Origin of the sequence: Sphingobacterium sp. UBA1897 (assembly GCF_002337775.1) — a bacterium.
GTDB lineage: Bacteria > Bacteroidota > Bacteroidia > Sphingobacteriales > Sphingobacteriaceae > Sphingobacterium > Sphingobacterium siyangense.
This window is the reverse complement of record NZ_DDGR01000031.1, coordinates 133447-149652: the sequence shown is the minus strand read 5'-3', so window position 1 is coordinate 149652 and position 16206 is coordinate 133447. Positions and strand designations below refer to the sequence as shown.

Annotated in this window: 17 protein-coding genes; 3 read left to right on the top strand and 14 right to left on the bottom strand. The window is 39.2% G+C overall.

All coding sequences use genetic code 11. The annotated features are described in order from the left end of the window. Positions 1–8: 8 nt before the first annotated feature. The 4 genes from B4N43_RS21335 to dinB form a co-directional block, all read right to left on the bottom strand. The gene (locus B4N43_RS21335) at positions 9–1166 is read right to left on the bottom strand and encodes a 1-deoxy-D-xylulose-5-phosphate reductoisomerase (RefSeq protein ID WP_286736134.1); all 1158 of its coding nucleotides are present in this window, start codon (positions 1164–1166) and stop codon (positions 9–11) included. Positions 1167–1181: 15 nt separating this feature from the next. Further along, complete coding sequence (locus B4N43_RS21330; RefSeq protein WP_145327046.1) at positions 1182–1988, bottom strand: beta-carotene 15,15'-monooxygenase; 807 nt, start codon at positions 1986–1988, stop codon at positions 1182–1184. A 154-nt stretch (positions 1989–2142) separates the two neighbouring features. Next, the gene (locus B4N43_RS21325) at positions 2143–4269 is read right to left on the bottom strand and encodes a S9 family peptidase (RefSeq protein WP_088162132.1); all 2127 of its coding nucleotides are present in this window, start codon (positions 4267–4269) and stop codon (positions 2143–2145) included. A 157-nt stretch (positions 4270–4426) separates the two neighbouring features. Then, entirely contained in the window at positions 4427–5524 is a 1098-nt protein-coding gene (dinB, locus tag B4N43_RS21320; RefSeq protein WP_286736133.1) for a DNA polymerase IV, read from the bottom strand. Positions 5525–5762: 238 nt separating this feature from the next. Here dinB and B4N43_RS21315 point away from each other — a divergent pair, with 238 nt between their 5' ends. Further along, positions 5763–6170 carry a hypothetical protein gene (locus B4N43_RS21315; RefSeq protein WP_075993279.1) on the top strand — a complete coding sequence of 136 codons (408 nt, stop codon included), beginning with the start codon at positions 5763–5765 and terminating at the stop codon, positions 6168–6170. Positions 6171–6214: 44 nt separating this feature from the next. Here B4N43_RS21315 and B4N43_RS21310 read toward each other — a convergent pair whose 3' ends face one another. Genes B4N43_RS21310 through B4N43_RS21295 form a run of 4 tightly spaced genes read right to left on the bottom strand, consistent with a single transcriptional unit; the run spans position 6215 to position 9028 of the window. Continuing rightward, entirely contained in the window at positions 6215–7171 is a 957-nt protein-coding gene (locus B4N43_RS21310; RefSeq protein WP_312352506.1) for an exonuclease, read from the bottom strand. Between the two features lies 1 nt (position 7172). Beyond that, positions 7173–7748: a dephospho-CoA kinase gene (coaE, locus tag B4N43_RS21305; RefSeq protein ID WP_286736132.1), complete on the bottom strand. Its 576-nt coding sequence runs from the start codon at positions 7746–7748 to the stop codon at positions 7173–7175. A gap of 10 nt (positions 7749–7758) precedes the next feature. Next, positions 7759–8709, bottom strand: coding sequence for a hypothetical protein (locus tag B4N43_RS21300; RefSeq protein WP_120332691.1), 951 nt, complete (start codon positions 8707–8709; stop codon positions 7759–7761). Between the two features lie 49 nt (positions 8710–8758). Continuing rightward, on the bottom strand, positions 8759–9028 hold the full coding sequence (locus tag B4N43_RS21295; RefSeq protein WP_286736131.1) for a DUF4872 domain-containing protein: 270 nt from the start codon (positions 9026–9028) through the stop codon (positions 8759–8761). Between the two features lie 257 nt (positions 9029–9285). Between B4N43_RS21295 and B4N43_RS21290 the strand changes: the two genes are divergently transcribed. Next, a complete protein-coding gene (locus B4N43_RS21290; protein ID WP_145327042.1) occupies positions 9286–9921 on the top strand; it encodes a hypothetical protein in 636 nt (211 codons plus the stop codon). 113 nt (positions 9922–10034) lie between these two features. Here B4N43_RS21290 and B4N43_RS21285 read toward each other — a convergent pair whose 3' ends face one another. From B4N43_RS21285 to B4N43_RS21260, 6 genes are all read right to left on the bottom strand, one after another. Then, entirely contained in the window at positions 10035–10784 is a 750-nt protein-coding gene (locus B4N43_RS21285) for a hypothetical protein (protein WP_286736129.1), read from the bottom strand. After that, a complete protein-coding gene (locus B4N43_RS21280; protein WP_088162140.1) occupies positions 10763–11002 on the bottom strand; it encodes a hypothetical protein in 240 nt (79 codons plus the stop codon). The genes B4N43_RS21285 and B4N43_RS21280 overlap by 22 nt, the downstream gene beginning before the upstream one ends. Positions 11003–11257: 255 nt before the next feature. Continuing rightward, positions 11258–11575, bottom strand: coding sequence for a preprotein translocase subunit YajC (yajC, locus tag B4N43_RS21275; protein WP_120332688.1), 318 nt, complete (start codon positions 11573–11575; stop codon positions 11258–11260). A 26-nt stretch (positions 11576–11601) separates the two neighbouring features. Further along, positions 11602–12063: a DUF1573 domain-containing protein gene (locus tag B4N43_RS21270; protein ID WP_145327040.1), complete on the bottom strand. Its 462-nt coding sequence runs from the start codon at positions 12061–12063 to the stop codon at positions 11602–11604. Between the two features lie 27 nt (positions 12064–12090). After that, the gene (gene nusB / locus B4N43_RS21265) at positions 12091–13038 is read right to left on the bottom strand and encodes a transcription antitermination factor NusB (protein WP_070565546.1); all 948 of its coding nucleotides are present in this window, start codon (positions 13036–13038) and stop codon (positions 12091–12093) included. 60 nt (positions 13039–13098) lie between these two features. Next, the gene (locus B4N43_RS21260; RefSeq protein ID WP_088162143.1) at positions 13099–14178 is read right to left on the bottom strand and encodes a Glu/Leu/Phe/Val family dehydrogenase; all 1080 of its coding nucleotides are present in this window, start codon (positions 14176–14178) and stop codon (positions 13099–13101) included. Between the two features lie 181 nt (positions 14179–14359). Between B4N43_RS21260 and B4N43_RS21255 the strand changes: the two genes are divergently transcribed. Continuing rightward, on the top strand, positions 14360–16141 hold the full coding sequence (locus B4N43_RS21255) for an ABC transporter ATP-binding protein (protein WP_286736126.1): 1782 nt from the start codon (positions 14360–14362) through the stop codon (positions 16139–16141). Positions 16142–16206: the final 65 nt, after the last annotated feature.

Here is a 16206-nt window from a genome sequence, read left to right as displayed (position 1 = left end):
TTTAAAATTTAATCTTTGATTATTTCCTTCGTTATTAATCTTGCGACACGATCCGTCTCCAGATAATCATCCAGCGTTGGTGTCGTAATGAATTCTACTTTATCTAATGTCTGTTCAATAATATCACTCATCTCCAAAAAACCAACTTGATCTTTCAGGAAAGCATCCACAACAACTTCATTGGCTGCATTTAATACACAGCTTCTATTTCCGCCGGCACGAAGGCTCTCATAGGCAAGTGCCAAATTTCGAAAAGTTTCCATATCTGCTTTTTCAAAACTGAGCGTTGGATAGTCCATGAAATTAAATCGCTCAAAACTGTTTTCAAAACGTGCCGGATAGGTCAGTGCATACTGGATTGGCAATTTCATATCAGGAACCCCCATTTGGGCCTTCATGGAACCATCCTGAAACTGAACCAGCGAATGTACAATAGATTGGGGATGTACAATCACATCGACCTGATCTATTGACAGATTGAAGAGCCATTTTGCTTCAATCACTTCTAGCCCTTTATTCATCAAGGATGCTGAGTCAATCGTAATTTTGGCACCCATCGACCAATTGGGATGTTTCAAGGCTTCAGCCTTACTCACTGCGAGAAGATCTGCTCTCTTTTTACCACGAAAGGGTCCTCCGGAAGCTGTGATATATATTTTCTCGATTGGATTATGCTCCTCGCCAGCCAAACACTGGAAAATCGCCGAATGCTCCGAATCTACAGGAAGCATGCGTACACCATATTCTTTCACTAAAGCCATAATCAGCTCACCGGCTACAACCAGCGTCTCCTTATTGGCCAGCGCAATATCTTTTTTCGATTGAATTGCTTTAACAGTGGGTTTTAATCCCGCAGATCCAACGATCGCATTCAAAACAACATCTACTTCTTCGTACTGCACCACTTCAACCAATCCTGCTTCTCCCAAAAGAACAGCGATATCATGTCCTTTTAAAGCATCCTGCACATAACTGTACTGAAGGGAATCTGTTACAACAACCGCTTTGGGCTTAAACTCCAAGGCCTGTTTAACCAACAATGTGGCATTGCTACCACAGGTCAGAACGATTGCTTCAAATTTAGTAGGAAAGGCTCTAATCACATCCAAGGCTTGTGTACCTATACTTCCCGTTGCCCCTAAAATGGCAATTCCTTTTTTACTCAAAACCTTTGCTATTAATTAAAATATATTATTTAAAATCTTTGGATCCTCTCCCCCATGGTAATCCGCCATCATGGATCGGTAAGCGACCGAAACAACAATACTAGCCAAAGGTACCACCAAGAAAGAACTCACGAGGTTCAAAATAATAAAAATTATGTAATATTCTAAATAATTAAAATACATCTGCAATAACTGAAAAAAAGCAAATACAGCCAAAATCAATAATAGTTTGAATACATTGCCCTTTGTCAGTGCAAAACTGAAGCGTAATGACCTCAATGTGCCCGCGTGTTTATCAATAATGAAAAATGGATAAAATGCCACTCTAATAATCAAGATGAAAGTCAATATTGCCGCGACAAAAACAACAAACATCGTAAAGTTGCTCATCAACTCCATCCGATTGTCACCATTTTCAAATAGATAAAGAAATGGTAAAGAAATGGCTCCTAAAATCATCAGGAGTGCTATGGAGAGCACCATTATACTTAACATTGCGCCAAAAAAATAGGCGAGCTCCTTAGAACTAGGGATGCATTGGATCAATTTCTTATCATGATTTCCATCAATCAGACTTAAGATATACTTAAATAAAGTCATATTCAATCCGAAATACATCACCATGAAAAAAAATGCCATAAAACCACTCAATACCACATTGAAATCACTGATGGTGGTCGCGAGATAATTAGAGAGTCCGGAGGTCACGAACAGTAAAAAACAAAGCCCTGCCACTGAAAAATAATGTCTTTTCAGCAACTCCCATGACTTATTAAAAACCTCATTAACAGCAAAAGTACTTTCCTTTAGGAATTGAATCATTTTTTCTTTGAATAAACTTCTACAAAGATGCCATATTTTTTAATTTTCAACAATTTACACTCCCATAAAAATCATTTTTTTTATAATATTTAACATAAAAAAAAATCCCCTATCCGAATGGACAGGGGATTCTATAGGGTATATCGAACTATGCCTATTTAAATTCTTTGGGAAGCGGCTTCTCCAATAAGTATTGATAGTAGAAACGCGCACGCTCATTAGAATCATATTTACTTTTCGAACGGTCAAATCCATGACGGCTTCCCGGATAGATCATCAACTCAAAAGGAACACTTCGATCTGTCAATTTATCAACAAGTTGGATTGTATTCTGTAAATGAACATTATCATCCATATCGCCATGCATAATACGCAAAACGCCTTTATAGTTATTTGCATAGGTTAACACAGAACCAGCTTTATAGCCTTCAGGATTGTCTTGAGGCGTATCCATCCATCTTTCAGTATAATGGCTATCGTACAGATCCCATGAGGTTACTGGAGCACCGGCAATACCAAAATCAAATACATCTGCGGCCTTCGTCATCGCTAAACAAGTCATATAACCTCCGTAGCTATGCCCGGTGATAAGCACTTTGTTTTTAGCTACCCAAGGTTGCGATTTTAACCATTTAACAATCGTTGAATAATCAATAATCTCCCAGTGACCAAGATTGCGGTGCATATAAGCAACACCTTGTTTACCAAAATGACCAGATGCCCGGTGATCTGCAGAGACTTGAATAATTCCTTCATTAGCCCAATATTGATTATTCGTTCCTTTCCAGGTATCTTTTACCGTTCCAGCATCAGGACCACCATAGATACTGAAAACAACAGGGTAAACTTTTGATTTATCGAAATTTGTCGGATAAGTAATTGTCAATGGAAGATCGAACAAACCATCATCTGATTTAAGATGTAAGTATTCGGTTTTACCATACGTATACGAAGCAAAATCAGCCGCTTTACTATCTGCTAACTGACGGACGACTTTACCTTGGTTATCCAACAAAGCAAACCGATCGGGTGTACTCACATTGGAGTATTTGGTAATAAAATACTTGCCATCAGGCGATACATTGACATCGTGTGAGTATTCTCCGAAAGTCAGACGTTTTAAATTTTTACCCGAATAATCCACGCGGTATAAATCAAAACGTGCCGAATTTTCTTTACGTGCGGTAAAATAAATCACCTTATTTTTTTCATCAATCCGTTTTAATTCGGTTACCTGCCATTCGCCGGAAGTAATTGGATTGACCAATGTTCCGTCCAATTTATAGAGGTAGTAATGCGCCCAGCCCGTCTTATCCGATTTTAAGATATAATATTTGTTGTCCGCAAGATAGGTGATACGCTCATCGTGATCCAAATTGATCCATGAAGCCTGACGCTCGTCGTAGATTTCTTTTTTAGAACCAGAATTCGGATCCACTTGATAAAACTTCAAATTGTTCTGATCCCTGTTCATCCACTGCACCATCAAATTTTTGCTATCAAAGGCCCAGTAAGGCTGCCCAAAATACTGATCATCTTTTTCGTTGAAATCAGCCCAGGTAACGTTCCCCCCATCGAGATGAACGATACCCACCTTCACTTCCGGATTTGGGTCTCCAGCTTTGGGGTATCTTGTCTCCTCCAGGTAACCATGCTGGCCTTTGGACGAATAAATCGGAAACATAGGAACCTTGGTATCATCGAAACGCATGAAGGCGATTTTACGGCTGTCCGGAGACCACCAAAAAGCTTTGTATTTTGTTGGACGCCCAAGAATTTCCTCGTAATATACCCAAGATGACCAACCATTATAAATAACGTCGGTACCATCATTTGTATATTGCATTTCCTTTCCCGAAGTCACGTCCACGCTATACAAATTGCTTTTGCGGGTAAAGGCAACATATTTACCATCCGGCGATAAGGTCGGATTCTGTTCAGCAACATCAGGAGAGTTGGTCAACTTCTTGGCTACACCATCTGTACTTTTCAGGAAGATATCATTGTTTTCGACATAGACAACCGTCCCTTCTTTAGGAGGAACTGTATAAATGCTTCTGTGACCTGATTTAATGTTAACCTGATATAAACGACCATCATTTACATCATTTTCCAGATAAGCTGTCCCGTCTGCCCAGCCAGGATACTGATTCGTGCGAACTGTCAACGATGGCTTTTGCCCCCAGGACTGTGCAAAATCCAATTTCTTTTGTGCAAAACCAACCTCATGCACTAAAAAAACGATAGACGCACCTAAGAGTACTCTTGAAACCGTATTCATTAATTTTTGGATATGTTTATTAGATATGTTTATTAATTATTTTGGCTAAGATAAAGAATTGTGACAAATAACGACGATTTTGCCTGTAACAAGCTTAATTCAGATTGCGCGTACCATATGGCTTAGCAAAGACTTGATTAAGCCGGATGATTCCTTGCTAAGGACGATGCTCGAAAAGTGTTAGCTGTATACCTTCCTTTGGAAAATCAGCTTCTTCCACAAAATTTGATATCGAAACACCCAACAACCTTACTTTGTTCACCAGCTCAACCTTACTCAACAAACTATGGGCAGTGGCGTAAATTTTGTCTTCCGAATCAAAACTATTTTCTAAGGTTATACTACGTGTCAACTGAACAAAATCGGCATATTTAATTTTTATGGTTAAGGTTCTTCCAGAGATTTCCTTTTTCCCGATGCGTGTCCACAACTGTTTGCAGAGCCGTTGCAAAATGGTATTTAATTCTTCAAATGCTTCTACATCCTCGCCAAAAGTATCCTCAATCCCGACCGATTTACTGCTGCGATTGGGGACAACAGGACGGTCGTCGATCCCGCGTACGATACGGTAAAAAAAGTGCCCAGTCTTTCCAAACCAGCGCACCAAATCCTCCTCGCGTTGTTTTTTTAAATCGAGCCCAGTAAAAAGCCCCAGTTCATGCATTTTTTTCGCGGTTACTTTTCCTACGCCAAAAAACTTATCCACGGGCAATGACTCCATGAACTTGACAATTTTCGAAGGACCTATAAATGTTAAGCCGTTGGGCTTGTCCATATCCGAAGCAATCTTTGCAACAAATTTATTGACGGAAACACCAGCAGAAACGGTCAGATTCAACTCTTCTTGGATAGCCTCTTTAATGGCTTTGGCGATATCAATAGCCGAACCAATACCCTGTTTGTCTATGGTCACATCCAAAAAAGCCTCATCCAAGGAAAGCGGTTCAATTAAATCCGTATAACGGAGAAAAATCTCCCGAATTTGGTATGAAACCTGGCGATAAACATCGAAGCGAGGATAGGTAAAGATAATATGGGGGCACAACTGGAGAGCTTTTCGGGAGCTCATAGCAGATTTGACGCCAAACTTTCGCGCTTCGTAGCTGGCCGTTGCAACGACTCCCCTCCCATCCGGGGAACCACCTACTGCAATCGCTTTTCCCCGATATTCGGGAAAATCACGCTGATCTACAGAGGCATAAAATGCATCCATATCCAAATGAATAATCTTGCGATGTACCTGTTCGGGACCCATGATCCAAATTTACAAAAATTAGCATTATAGACTAAGAAAACCGACAAATAACTAATAGAATTAGTAATACAGCACAAAACGACAATCACTCGGCTAACCAAGCGTTAATCTAGGTATAATGCATTCGTCATTATGCTGTTAATTATTTATCTTTAGGTGAAACTATCCGTTGGACAGAAAAATCATCGTTCCGGCGCATAGTCCTAGTCACTGCATTAAATGGTTTTAATTAGCACACATGATGGAAAATTTACCCGAACAAAAACCGAAAAAATCCGGATTTAAGAAGTTCTTACTCTTGCTGATCCTTTTCCTCCTTGTGGGGGCTGGTTCCTATGTTTACTGGAAGTATTACTATGTATTCGGTGAAGGTGTAAAATCCGGCTATCTTAATTATGCTGTAAAAAAGGGCAATATTTTCAAGACCTACGAAGGCAAGCTCATCCAGGAGGGATTTGGAAGTATCAAAACGGGTGGTATCGCCAGCAATCAATTTGAATTTTCTATTGAAGATGATTCAATATTCCGTCAGTTGGAGCTAAATAGTGGAAAATACTTCGATCTGCGCTACAAAGAATATCACGGTGTGCTTCCCTGGCGCGGAAACACGGTTTATATCGTTGACAAAATTGTCAATATGAAATAGTGAACTCCGCCGTGTTTACCAGCGGAGTTATCGACACAACTTACTTATGCAGAAAGCACATCACGCACGATCAATTTTTCGTTGAAATAACGTTTTAAAATGCTTCCGTCACCGTGTAGTGTCCAAACTTCTTTGGGATTTACCATCTTAATGTACTGAAGAATGTCATTCCAGTCCACATGATCAGAAATATACAGCTCGATATCATTCTGTACCTGTAAACGTTTCCAGCCTGAGGCAAATGCACGTAATACTTTGGTCGCCCTAAAATAACTATTGAAGGTCATCGGCGGTACCAAGTAAACTTTGTTCTGTTCGCCCTGTTTCATTTCTTTTCTGTTGTAGGGCTCGTAGTCTAATTTCTTCAGCCCGTGTTGATCATAAAGGCGATGGTAAGGCAATATTCCACTATGCACAAGCACTTTTCGATCCGGGCAGTACCTGTTGATCAAATCAGTAATTCGCTGCGCCTTGCCCAACACATAAGTACCTAATAAGATATTACTGGCATGTCCATCAAGTTTTTTTATCTCCTCCGCCGGATCGGGATGGCTGATATCCGGATTTGCAAAGGTACTTTCCGTAATGAGGACATCAGCCTGCTGCACTTTGATCGGCTCACAGGTATCATCAGCTTGTAACTTGTAATCGCCGGTGTACAAGTAACGTACCCCCCGATATTCCATTAGAATCTGTGCTGAACCCAGTATATGACCTGCTGGTAAAAATGTGATTTCGACTGCACCTATTTTAAAGGGACTATTAAACAATTTGACCTGATAAGAATCTTTGCGATTTTGTTTATACCGATAAGTCATAAAAACTGAAGTCGCATGTGTGGCATACACATAGTCGTGTCCTGAACTGGCATGATCGCCATGGGCATGAGATACGACATTGTGCATAACGGGATTGCTGGCATCAATAAAAAAATCACCATAACGGCAGTAATAGCCTTCTGGCTTTCTGACTAAGAAGTCAGCCAATAGTGTAGACATCATATTATTTTAGAAACTTTTGATGCAAAGTCCACACCTGCGGTAATAGCGGAGTGGTTCCATCATTAATGATGACGAAGTCTGCCAATTTTAATTTTTCTTCGTCAGATAGTTGCTTATTAATTCGCTCCATGACCTGTTCCTCAGTAACAGCATCACGTTCCATGACACGTTTAACGCGTATGGGTAAAGGCGCAGTAACCAGTATGGTATAATCAAGATCCTTGTAGGACCCACTTTCAAAAAGCAAAGCAGCCTCTTTGAGTGAATAACGGGACTTTTGCTGTTCAGCCCAGTCCTTTGCCGCCTGAATAACGATGGGGTGTACAATGCTGTTCACAAGTTCGAGCTTCGCCTTGTCGGAGAATATTTGTTCAGCCAAAAAAGCCCGATTCAGTTTCCCATCCTTATAGGTCTCTTCGCCGAACTCCGCAATCAAGCGTGCTTTGATTCGCAAATCGGTATTCATCAATTCCTTCGCCTCATCATCAGCATTATAAACAGGTACAGCCATGGCTTTAAAAAGCTGACAGATAAATGTTTTACCGGATCCAATTCCACCTGTTATTCCAATCTTCATGAAAATATTGTTATTTACGTACAAAAAAGTCCACGTTTTGAGGCACAACGCTAATTACCTTACAATAGTCCGGTACCTTGGTCAACAAAATAGGCAGATATTGCACCTCGTTTTTCTCCCAATCGGACAAATCCACCACCGCTTCAAAATCTCGCGATGTATAGTTATTATAATCTTTGACAGACATCAACACCGTGACGACAACTTTGCTCGGACTAAGCCTGACCGAGCTATAACGTTGGCCATTCTCCACTTTTACGGGCAACTCGATTATTTTCTCTGTCAATTCACCTACAGGCATGAGCACCTCGACCGAAGTCGGATAAACATTGATATTCGCTTTTTGGTTACGTGCCAGGTTGGCCACGGTCCGAACGTCGGTTTCGACTTCTTTCCCCCTAACGGTATCCGTTTCCCAATACTCGATAGCCGAAACATCCTCGTAAGGTCCGGTGATTGTCACATAAGCTGGTGTAACTTTGGTATCAGCGATAAAACCGTAGCCACGTTTAAATCCGATATTTGCAAGGGGTTTTACAGGCACCTTACGCTGGGTCTGTTTGGAAAAATCAAAAAACAAGGTATCTGGGCTAACTGACACCACGCGTTGTTCATGTGGAAACTGTCGGTTGATAAAGCCCAATTGGTTGGAAAAAACAATCCAGTCTTTGGTTTTTAACGAGCTTAGGTCCACCTGAACCTTTGGGGTTTCCAATGCAGCTTTGGAAAACAGGAATTGCCATCCTGTCATCTCCAGCTTCACTTTTACCGTATCGGATTGCTGGGGGTGAAATGCGCGTTTCTCGGGAAGATTGACATATTCAATCGCCGCCTTGACGGAAACAGTATATTGATTGGAGATCGAAAACAATAACCAAGCTAACAACGAAATTCCAACACAACGCACGAAGACATTAATCTTACGCCGTTGGGTCTTATTTATTCGAACTGCATTCGCCATGATACAAACTTAATCAATTTGCGTAAAAATCTGTGTTCTTATCTGCATTTCATCTTAAAGACAGCAATATTTCCATTGCATTTTTCTCTTTTGTGGCAAGGGTTCTGAAAATTTCTGATGCCTGCTGCACATCATCAAAACTGGCTGTCTCCGCAATTTGACCAAACAATTCCGCCAGGGATGTCCACAATAATGCAATCTGCGCAAACTCATGGTGAACCTCAGCGATCTGCTCTATTCCGAGCAGATCATAACTTTCCTTAATAAAGTCACGATATAGATTTCGAAACAAGGCCCCTCCAGTACCTGCGTTTTCCATCAGTGGATCAAATCCTAAAAACAAATGAAAAACAACATCGCAAAAACGATTGTATTTGATAACTATTACGTTTTATATTTACAGGGGGTTAACGGGGGTATTACAGGGGGTTAACAGGGGTATAACAGGGTATTGACCCCTGATAACCCCTTGTTAATACCCTGTAAAAATAGTGTTACTACTAAATTAATTAAGAAAATAGTAGTAAATTGACAATAAGCTCAATACAAGAATTATAAACTAAAAGAGGAATAGCTATGGCAATTTTACAAAACGGTCCGAATGGACCTATTATTGGTAAATTTGGATCGGTGAGTGCCTACATGTTGAAGGATCAAAATGTGGTGCGCGGCCCAAAACGAAAACGCAGCTCCCCACCAAGTGCGGCGGAGCTCTTAAACAGAAAAAAACAGCAAGTAGCCGGTAAGTTTGCCGGCCATAATAAGCGGCTTCTTGAATTTGGTTACCAGTTTTTAGCGGAAAAAGGAAGTCGCGTAGGTGCATTCCAATTGGCACAACGGCATATTTTTAAAGAGGCCATCGAAATAGACGCAGAGAATAACCCTTTTGTTAATCCAGAACGACTGCTTCTATTTTCTGGTCCGCTAACCCCATTATCCAACTGCCAAGTCAGTATCAACAATGATGTAATCGACCTGAGCTGGGAAGCAGATGATCACTATAGTGATAGCGTATATAAAATCAACCTGGTATTATTGGACCCTTTTAATGAATCCCATTTAAGAACTTCTATCGCACCTGTAAGTGATGGATCTTGTTCCGTTCAATTTGACCGGTTAAAGCGAAAAATCACTGATTTCCATGTCTATGTCGCAATATGGGATACCTTAGATGGCGGTTTTTCGAATTCCATTTATTGTGGAGTAATCTAAAGCTTTGTTATGCTAACAATTTATATGAACGCTCTTGCCTGGGCTTTCTATTAACAGCATAAAAAAAGCCAGTTTTCTACGAAAACTGGCTTTCATTTCTTTCAGGAAAAAGCTTATTCGTCAATTTTATTAACAACGTATTGAATAAACCAATTTGGAAGCTTATTTTCCGGCAATAAAACAGTAACCCCTCCACGCAATACTTCTGCTATCAGAACCATTGTTTCACCAGAGTTGTCAAATAGATAAGCTTTTTCACTAGCTCTTATCGCTGGCAATAAATTGGTCAGTGTACGATAGTATCTTTCGACTATTTTATCTTTTGGCACACCATGCCCCCCCTTCTCTTTTCTAATTTCAACCCGAGAAATATTAATCAATGGATCATCCAAGCAAACAAAATAAAAATACGTCCTATATTTTCTTTCACTTGCTTCATCAATTTCATCCAATTTAGATGGATGACTCATAACAGTCTCAAATGAGTAGCTGATACCATTTTCGAGTAAATGATACCGTATAAAAGAGGTAATAAGTGACGCTTCATAACTATGAGTATCTCTAGACTTATCTACGATCATATTTTCACGGATAGCAATAGATATAGGGTGTCCTGACTCTTCGGCCTTCCGTAATAGGCTTATAGATTGATCCCTGCCTAGAAATTGATCCAAGTCTTCCTGAGTAAGTTTTAATCCAAACCTATTAAGATTTATAAATCCAGCTTTACTAATATCCTGTTCAATTTCGTCTGAATTAACAAAATAGCCAGTATTAAACTGGCTACTGATTTGCTTATATAAAGTTGATTTACCCGAACCATTTGGACCGGCAAATACCCTCAATCTTTTGGCCCTAGGCATAAAACAATACCTTTTTTTAATTTAACTTTACTCTTTATCCGATCTATTTTTTTAATAATCTGACGACTTCCGTCTACACGTTTTTCAACAACATATCCGCCCTCAATGATCTGGATCGATAAATCTAAAGCCCGGTTCTCCTTATTCGCAATTTCAGAAGCCTGTTTCGCTGCTTGATTTAATTTTCTGCGTTCTTCTTTCAATTCTAATGATGTCATAATAACCTCCGATGTCTAAATATACAAAATATTCACTATACTAATTCGAATAGGGATACATTTTAGACTAAATCTCGTAAGACGAAATTATAAAATTGCTACCAAAATATTATTTTATGTTATCAAAAATCAGGGATACCAGTGCACCTTTTTTATATTCGGGATTCGTTCCCCAGCGTAATCGTTTTACCGGGAACATAATAAAAAAAGCCAGTTTTCTACAAAAACTGGCTTTCATTTCTTTCAGGAAAAAGCTTATGAAGCACTCTTCTCCGTATTGTTAGCAGCTTTAGAAGCATCTAAAGCAATTGCTGATTTATCAAAACGGATTTTTACACCCGAACCTACATCGACTAAGAAAGTAGTGTCTGATACTTCTACAATACGGCCATGAATACCAGCTGTTGTAACAACCTTAGAGTTCACACCAAGTTCTTCAATATATTTTTTGTGATCTTTTTGCTTCTTCATTTGCGGTCTGATCATGAAGAAATAAAATACCACGATAATCAAAACCATTGGTAAAAAACTCATCAAATTGCCTCCCGCTGCTTGTAATAATACTGTGTTCATCTTCTATTATATCGTTTAATAATGTGTTATTTTGCTAATACTTCACCTTTTAGCTGCACCGTTGTTAAGCCATTGGAAGCATTCGATTGAATCGTAATGATCTTCTGCTGTTTACCAACCTGTCCTTCACTATTGAAAGTTACATGGATCTCAGATTTTCCACCTGGCAAAATAGGGCTTTTCGAAAACTCAGGTTGTGTACAACCACATGAAGCAGTTACTTTCGAGATAATAACAGGTGCATCACCAGAATTTTTCAACACAAAGGTATGTTTTACCTGTGCGCCTTCTTTTACCTGACCGAAATCAAATGCAGACTCTTCAAATTCTACTTTTCCCAATTGTGCTGCTGCCTTAGAAAGGCTATCCGCAGCTGCTGTTTCAGTCGCTGTCGTGGCTCCTTCTTCTTTTCCTTTTTGTGCATTTCCACAAGAAAATAAAAGTACTGCCGACAAAGCTAAAACCGAATATTTGCCAAAGTTTTTCATTCGTATAAATTATTTATGCGTTTGGTTTTAATCTCTTAAACCACGACCTGCCTTCTGGATTCTTCCTTGTTGGTTCAGATCGTTCAGTATTTTATCCAAGATACCATTGATAAATGTATTACTTTTCAATGTACTGAATACCTTAGAAATTTCAATATACTCATTTATTGTCACTTTCACTGGAATAGATGGAAAATTAACCAATTCACATATAGCCATACGCATCAATAATGTATCCATTAAGGCAATACGATCTGATTCCCAATTCTTCGTTTTCTCAGAGATAAGCTTTTGATACTCATTTGTATTGCGGATAGTTTTACCCAACAATGCAATGACATAGTCGCTATCATCATTCCAGTTTTGCGTAATCTCTGCAAGTTTATTTTTACGTGGATCTTCAGAACTAAAATTCTTAAAAGTCTTCGCAATCAAAGCTTGCAATACTTCTTTATCTACCGGCCAGTTGATGAATTTTTCTTCAAAAACCTGCTCTATAACCGGCGATTTCAAGATGATCTTTTTAAAGATATGCTTGATGATATCTTTTTCCGTACCGATCGAACGATCTTCTTGTTGCAAGTACTCCAAATAAGCTTCAGAATCCTTTAACTGCAAAAATACAGTACGTACGATCTCCGGGTCAAAGCTCCAGGAAATCTTATACTTTTTGACACCTTCTCCATATTGTGGATTTTGTCTCAATGACTCAATAAAAGTGTTTGTACTTAACTTGGTCGTTAAAGACAAGTCTTTTTCAGTTGGTAAAAACTTATTGGCCCTACCCTCTGCATCTATTAAGACATAATCAGATACTTCATCTAAAAGATTCAGTGTCCACATATACATCTCATAAACTTCATCCACATTTTTTAATAGTGCTTTTTCAAATGTTTTGATGTCTTTATCTTCCGAAAGACTGTACGCATAAAGCGTTTGCACTACTTTTACCCTCAGGTGTCTCCTGTTTAACATAGTAATTTTAAAGAACGATTTTTTATAAAATAATAAATAAGAACGATTTTGGGATGAAGACTATCTCTTGATTTTTTTAATATCTTGGATACGCTTCTCCGCGATGCGATTAGCCGCTTCAAAAGTAGAGATATTCTCTTCTTTTGATTTTTTTAACACGTCTCTAGTCGCATTATAAATATTTTTGATCACAAATTCAGTGTGATCTACGCCATAATTTTGAATTTCTGAATAACAGCCGATTAATGCACCAGCGTTGATCAAATAGTCAGGAGCGTATAATATACCTCTTTCATGAAGGATAGAACTTGTAACAAGTTCATCTTTCAATTGATTATTGGCAGAACCAGCAATAATTTTGCATTGCATTTTCTGTGCCGATTCTGGATTTACGGTACCACCTAATGCACAGGGAGAATATACATCAAATTCGTGATCGAATACTTCACCGTAAGGTATTGGTTCAGCTTTGTACTTAGCCGCTACTTTTAGCATTTTTTCTTCCGTAATATCGCTTACATATACACGCGCATTCTCTTCACGCAACATCGCAATTAAACGCTCACCAACACCACCTACTCCATGTACAATTACTTTTTTACCAGCAACATTTTCCGATCCGTATAATTCCTTTAAGCATGCTTTTATACCGAAATAAACACCTTGAGCAGCGAAGATCGAAGGATCACCAACGCCACTGCCATGAATTGCTTTTGGTAAACCTGCAACATGGTCAGTTTCGGTATAAATATGTTCTAAATCGCGTTGTGTGGTACCTACATCCAAAGAAGCAATGAAATTACCATTCAATCCTTCAATAAACTGGCCCAAACGGCGCAATAAAACCTCAGATTTGTCCAAACGGCTATTCCCAATAATAACAGCACTACCACCGCCTAAATTCAATCCAGTGATGGCTGATTTATACGTAATGGCCTTGGATAAACGTAAAGCATCCTCAATAGCTTCTTCTGTACTTTCGTATGGTAACATACGAACCCCTCCTATCGCAGGCCCTAAGGTTGTGTCATGGATCGCAACGATAGCTTTCAAGCCCACTAATTCATCATTACAGAAAAATAAGTTTTGATGGCCAGACTGGCTCATCAATTCAAAAATAGAATTTTGAGATGTTGACATAAAATGTACTACTCTAATTTGTTTTAATTTTTTAAGGTACTTGATGCAAAAGTAGGAAAATTATTCGTTGTGCATAACAACTTTTTTTATCCAAGACTTAACATTTGATTTCCGAATGACAGTAAATTCACTCAAATCGTAAAGCATTTTGATGAATTAGTCCTACTTTTGTATTCGTAATATGAAGGACCTCGCCTACTTAAATAAGTACTTTTATAAATACCGCTGGAAACTGATTCCAGGGGTTATTTTTGTTATCATCTCCAACTATTTCGGGGTATTGCCTGCAAAGGTAATCCGCGAAGCATTTGATTTGGTACAGGAAAACATCTATCTATACCGTCTATTTGATGGTTTCGACAGACAGGAACTCATCTACCAGGTTTTTGGCACCAGTCTCCTGTTTTTTGGTTTCGTCGTTCTCCTACTTTCGCTGTTGCGGGGCATATTTTTATTCTTTATGCGTCAGACGATCATTTTAACGTCGCGTTATATTGAATACGACCTCAAAAATGAGATCTATAATCATTACCAAGATTTAAACTTCGGTTTCTTTCGGAAGAACAATACCGGAGATCTCATGAGCCGAGCCACCGAAGATGTCAATCAGGTACGTAACTACCTCGGACCCGCCATCATGTATGCGATCAATACCGTAGTTTTATCGATCATGGTCATCTATGCGATGTATAGCGTCAACGGACGGTTGGCGACCTATGCATTGGCGCCAATACCGGTTCTATCGGTTATTATTTTATTTGTCAATAAGATTATTAACAAGCGTAGCTTAAAAATACAGAAACAACTGGCGAACCTTTCTTCTTTTGTGCAGGAAACTTTTGCAGGTATCCGCGTCATCAAGACTTATACCAGAGAACAAAATAAAATGCAGGAATTTGAGAAGGAAAGTACCATTTACCGTAATACGGCTCTTGATCTCGTCAAAGTGCAGGCTGTTTTCTTTCCGCTTATTCTATTGCTTATTGGGCTCAGCACGGTAATCACCATTTATATTGGTGGAATTGAAGTTGCCAAAGGAACAGTCACTGCCGGAAATATTGCTGAGTTTATCATCTATGTCAACCAGTTGACTTTCCCTGCCATGTCTTTGGCTTGGGTTACCTCATTGGTACAACGTGCTGCAGCCTCACAAAAACGCATCAACGAATTTCTCCATACTGAATCTCCAATTGTTAACGGAACAGCTACCAAAGAACTAGCGGGTGAAATCAGGGTTGATGGAATCTCCTTTACCTATCCAGAAACAGGTATTCAGGCGATTAAAAATATATCGTTCCAAATTCCGGTCGGCAAAACACTTGCTATTATCGGAAAAACAGGATCCGGAAAATCTACGCTGGCCAACTTACTCCTTCGGATGTATGATATCGACAAAGGAAGTATTCATTATGATAGTCTTGAAATTAAAAACCTTGATTTCAAAAGTTTGCGCCAACAAGTTGGATTTGTCCCACAAGATGTTTTCCTATTTTCAGATACCATTGCAAATAATATAGGCTTTGGTTTAGATCACTTTACACAGGAACAAGTGGAACAGGCCGCCAAAGATGCCGCTGTATACGACAACATTATAGCTTTTGAAGATGGATTTGAAACCGCCGTTGGGGAACGTGGTATCACCCTCTCCGGTGGACAAAAACAACGGGTTTCCATCGCACGCGCTTTAATTAAGGAACCCAAAGTATTGATTTTTGATGACTGTCTTTCAGCCGTGGATACAAAAACAGAAGAAACAATTCTCCGTTCGCTAAGCCGCATCATGAAAGGCAAGACCTGTATTTTTATTGCCCATCGCATCTCGACAATCAAGAATGCAGACCATATATTGGTGATGGATCAAGGAGAAATTGTGGAACAGGGTACACATGCTGAATTGATGGAGAAAAGAGGTGAATATTTTGAACTCCATGAAAAGCAATTACTCGAAAGTGTCGAAGGATAATTAAAATATCCCTGAATTCAGCTAAAGGATGTAAGGGATATCTCTCCTAAATTTGACTTAAATAT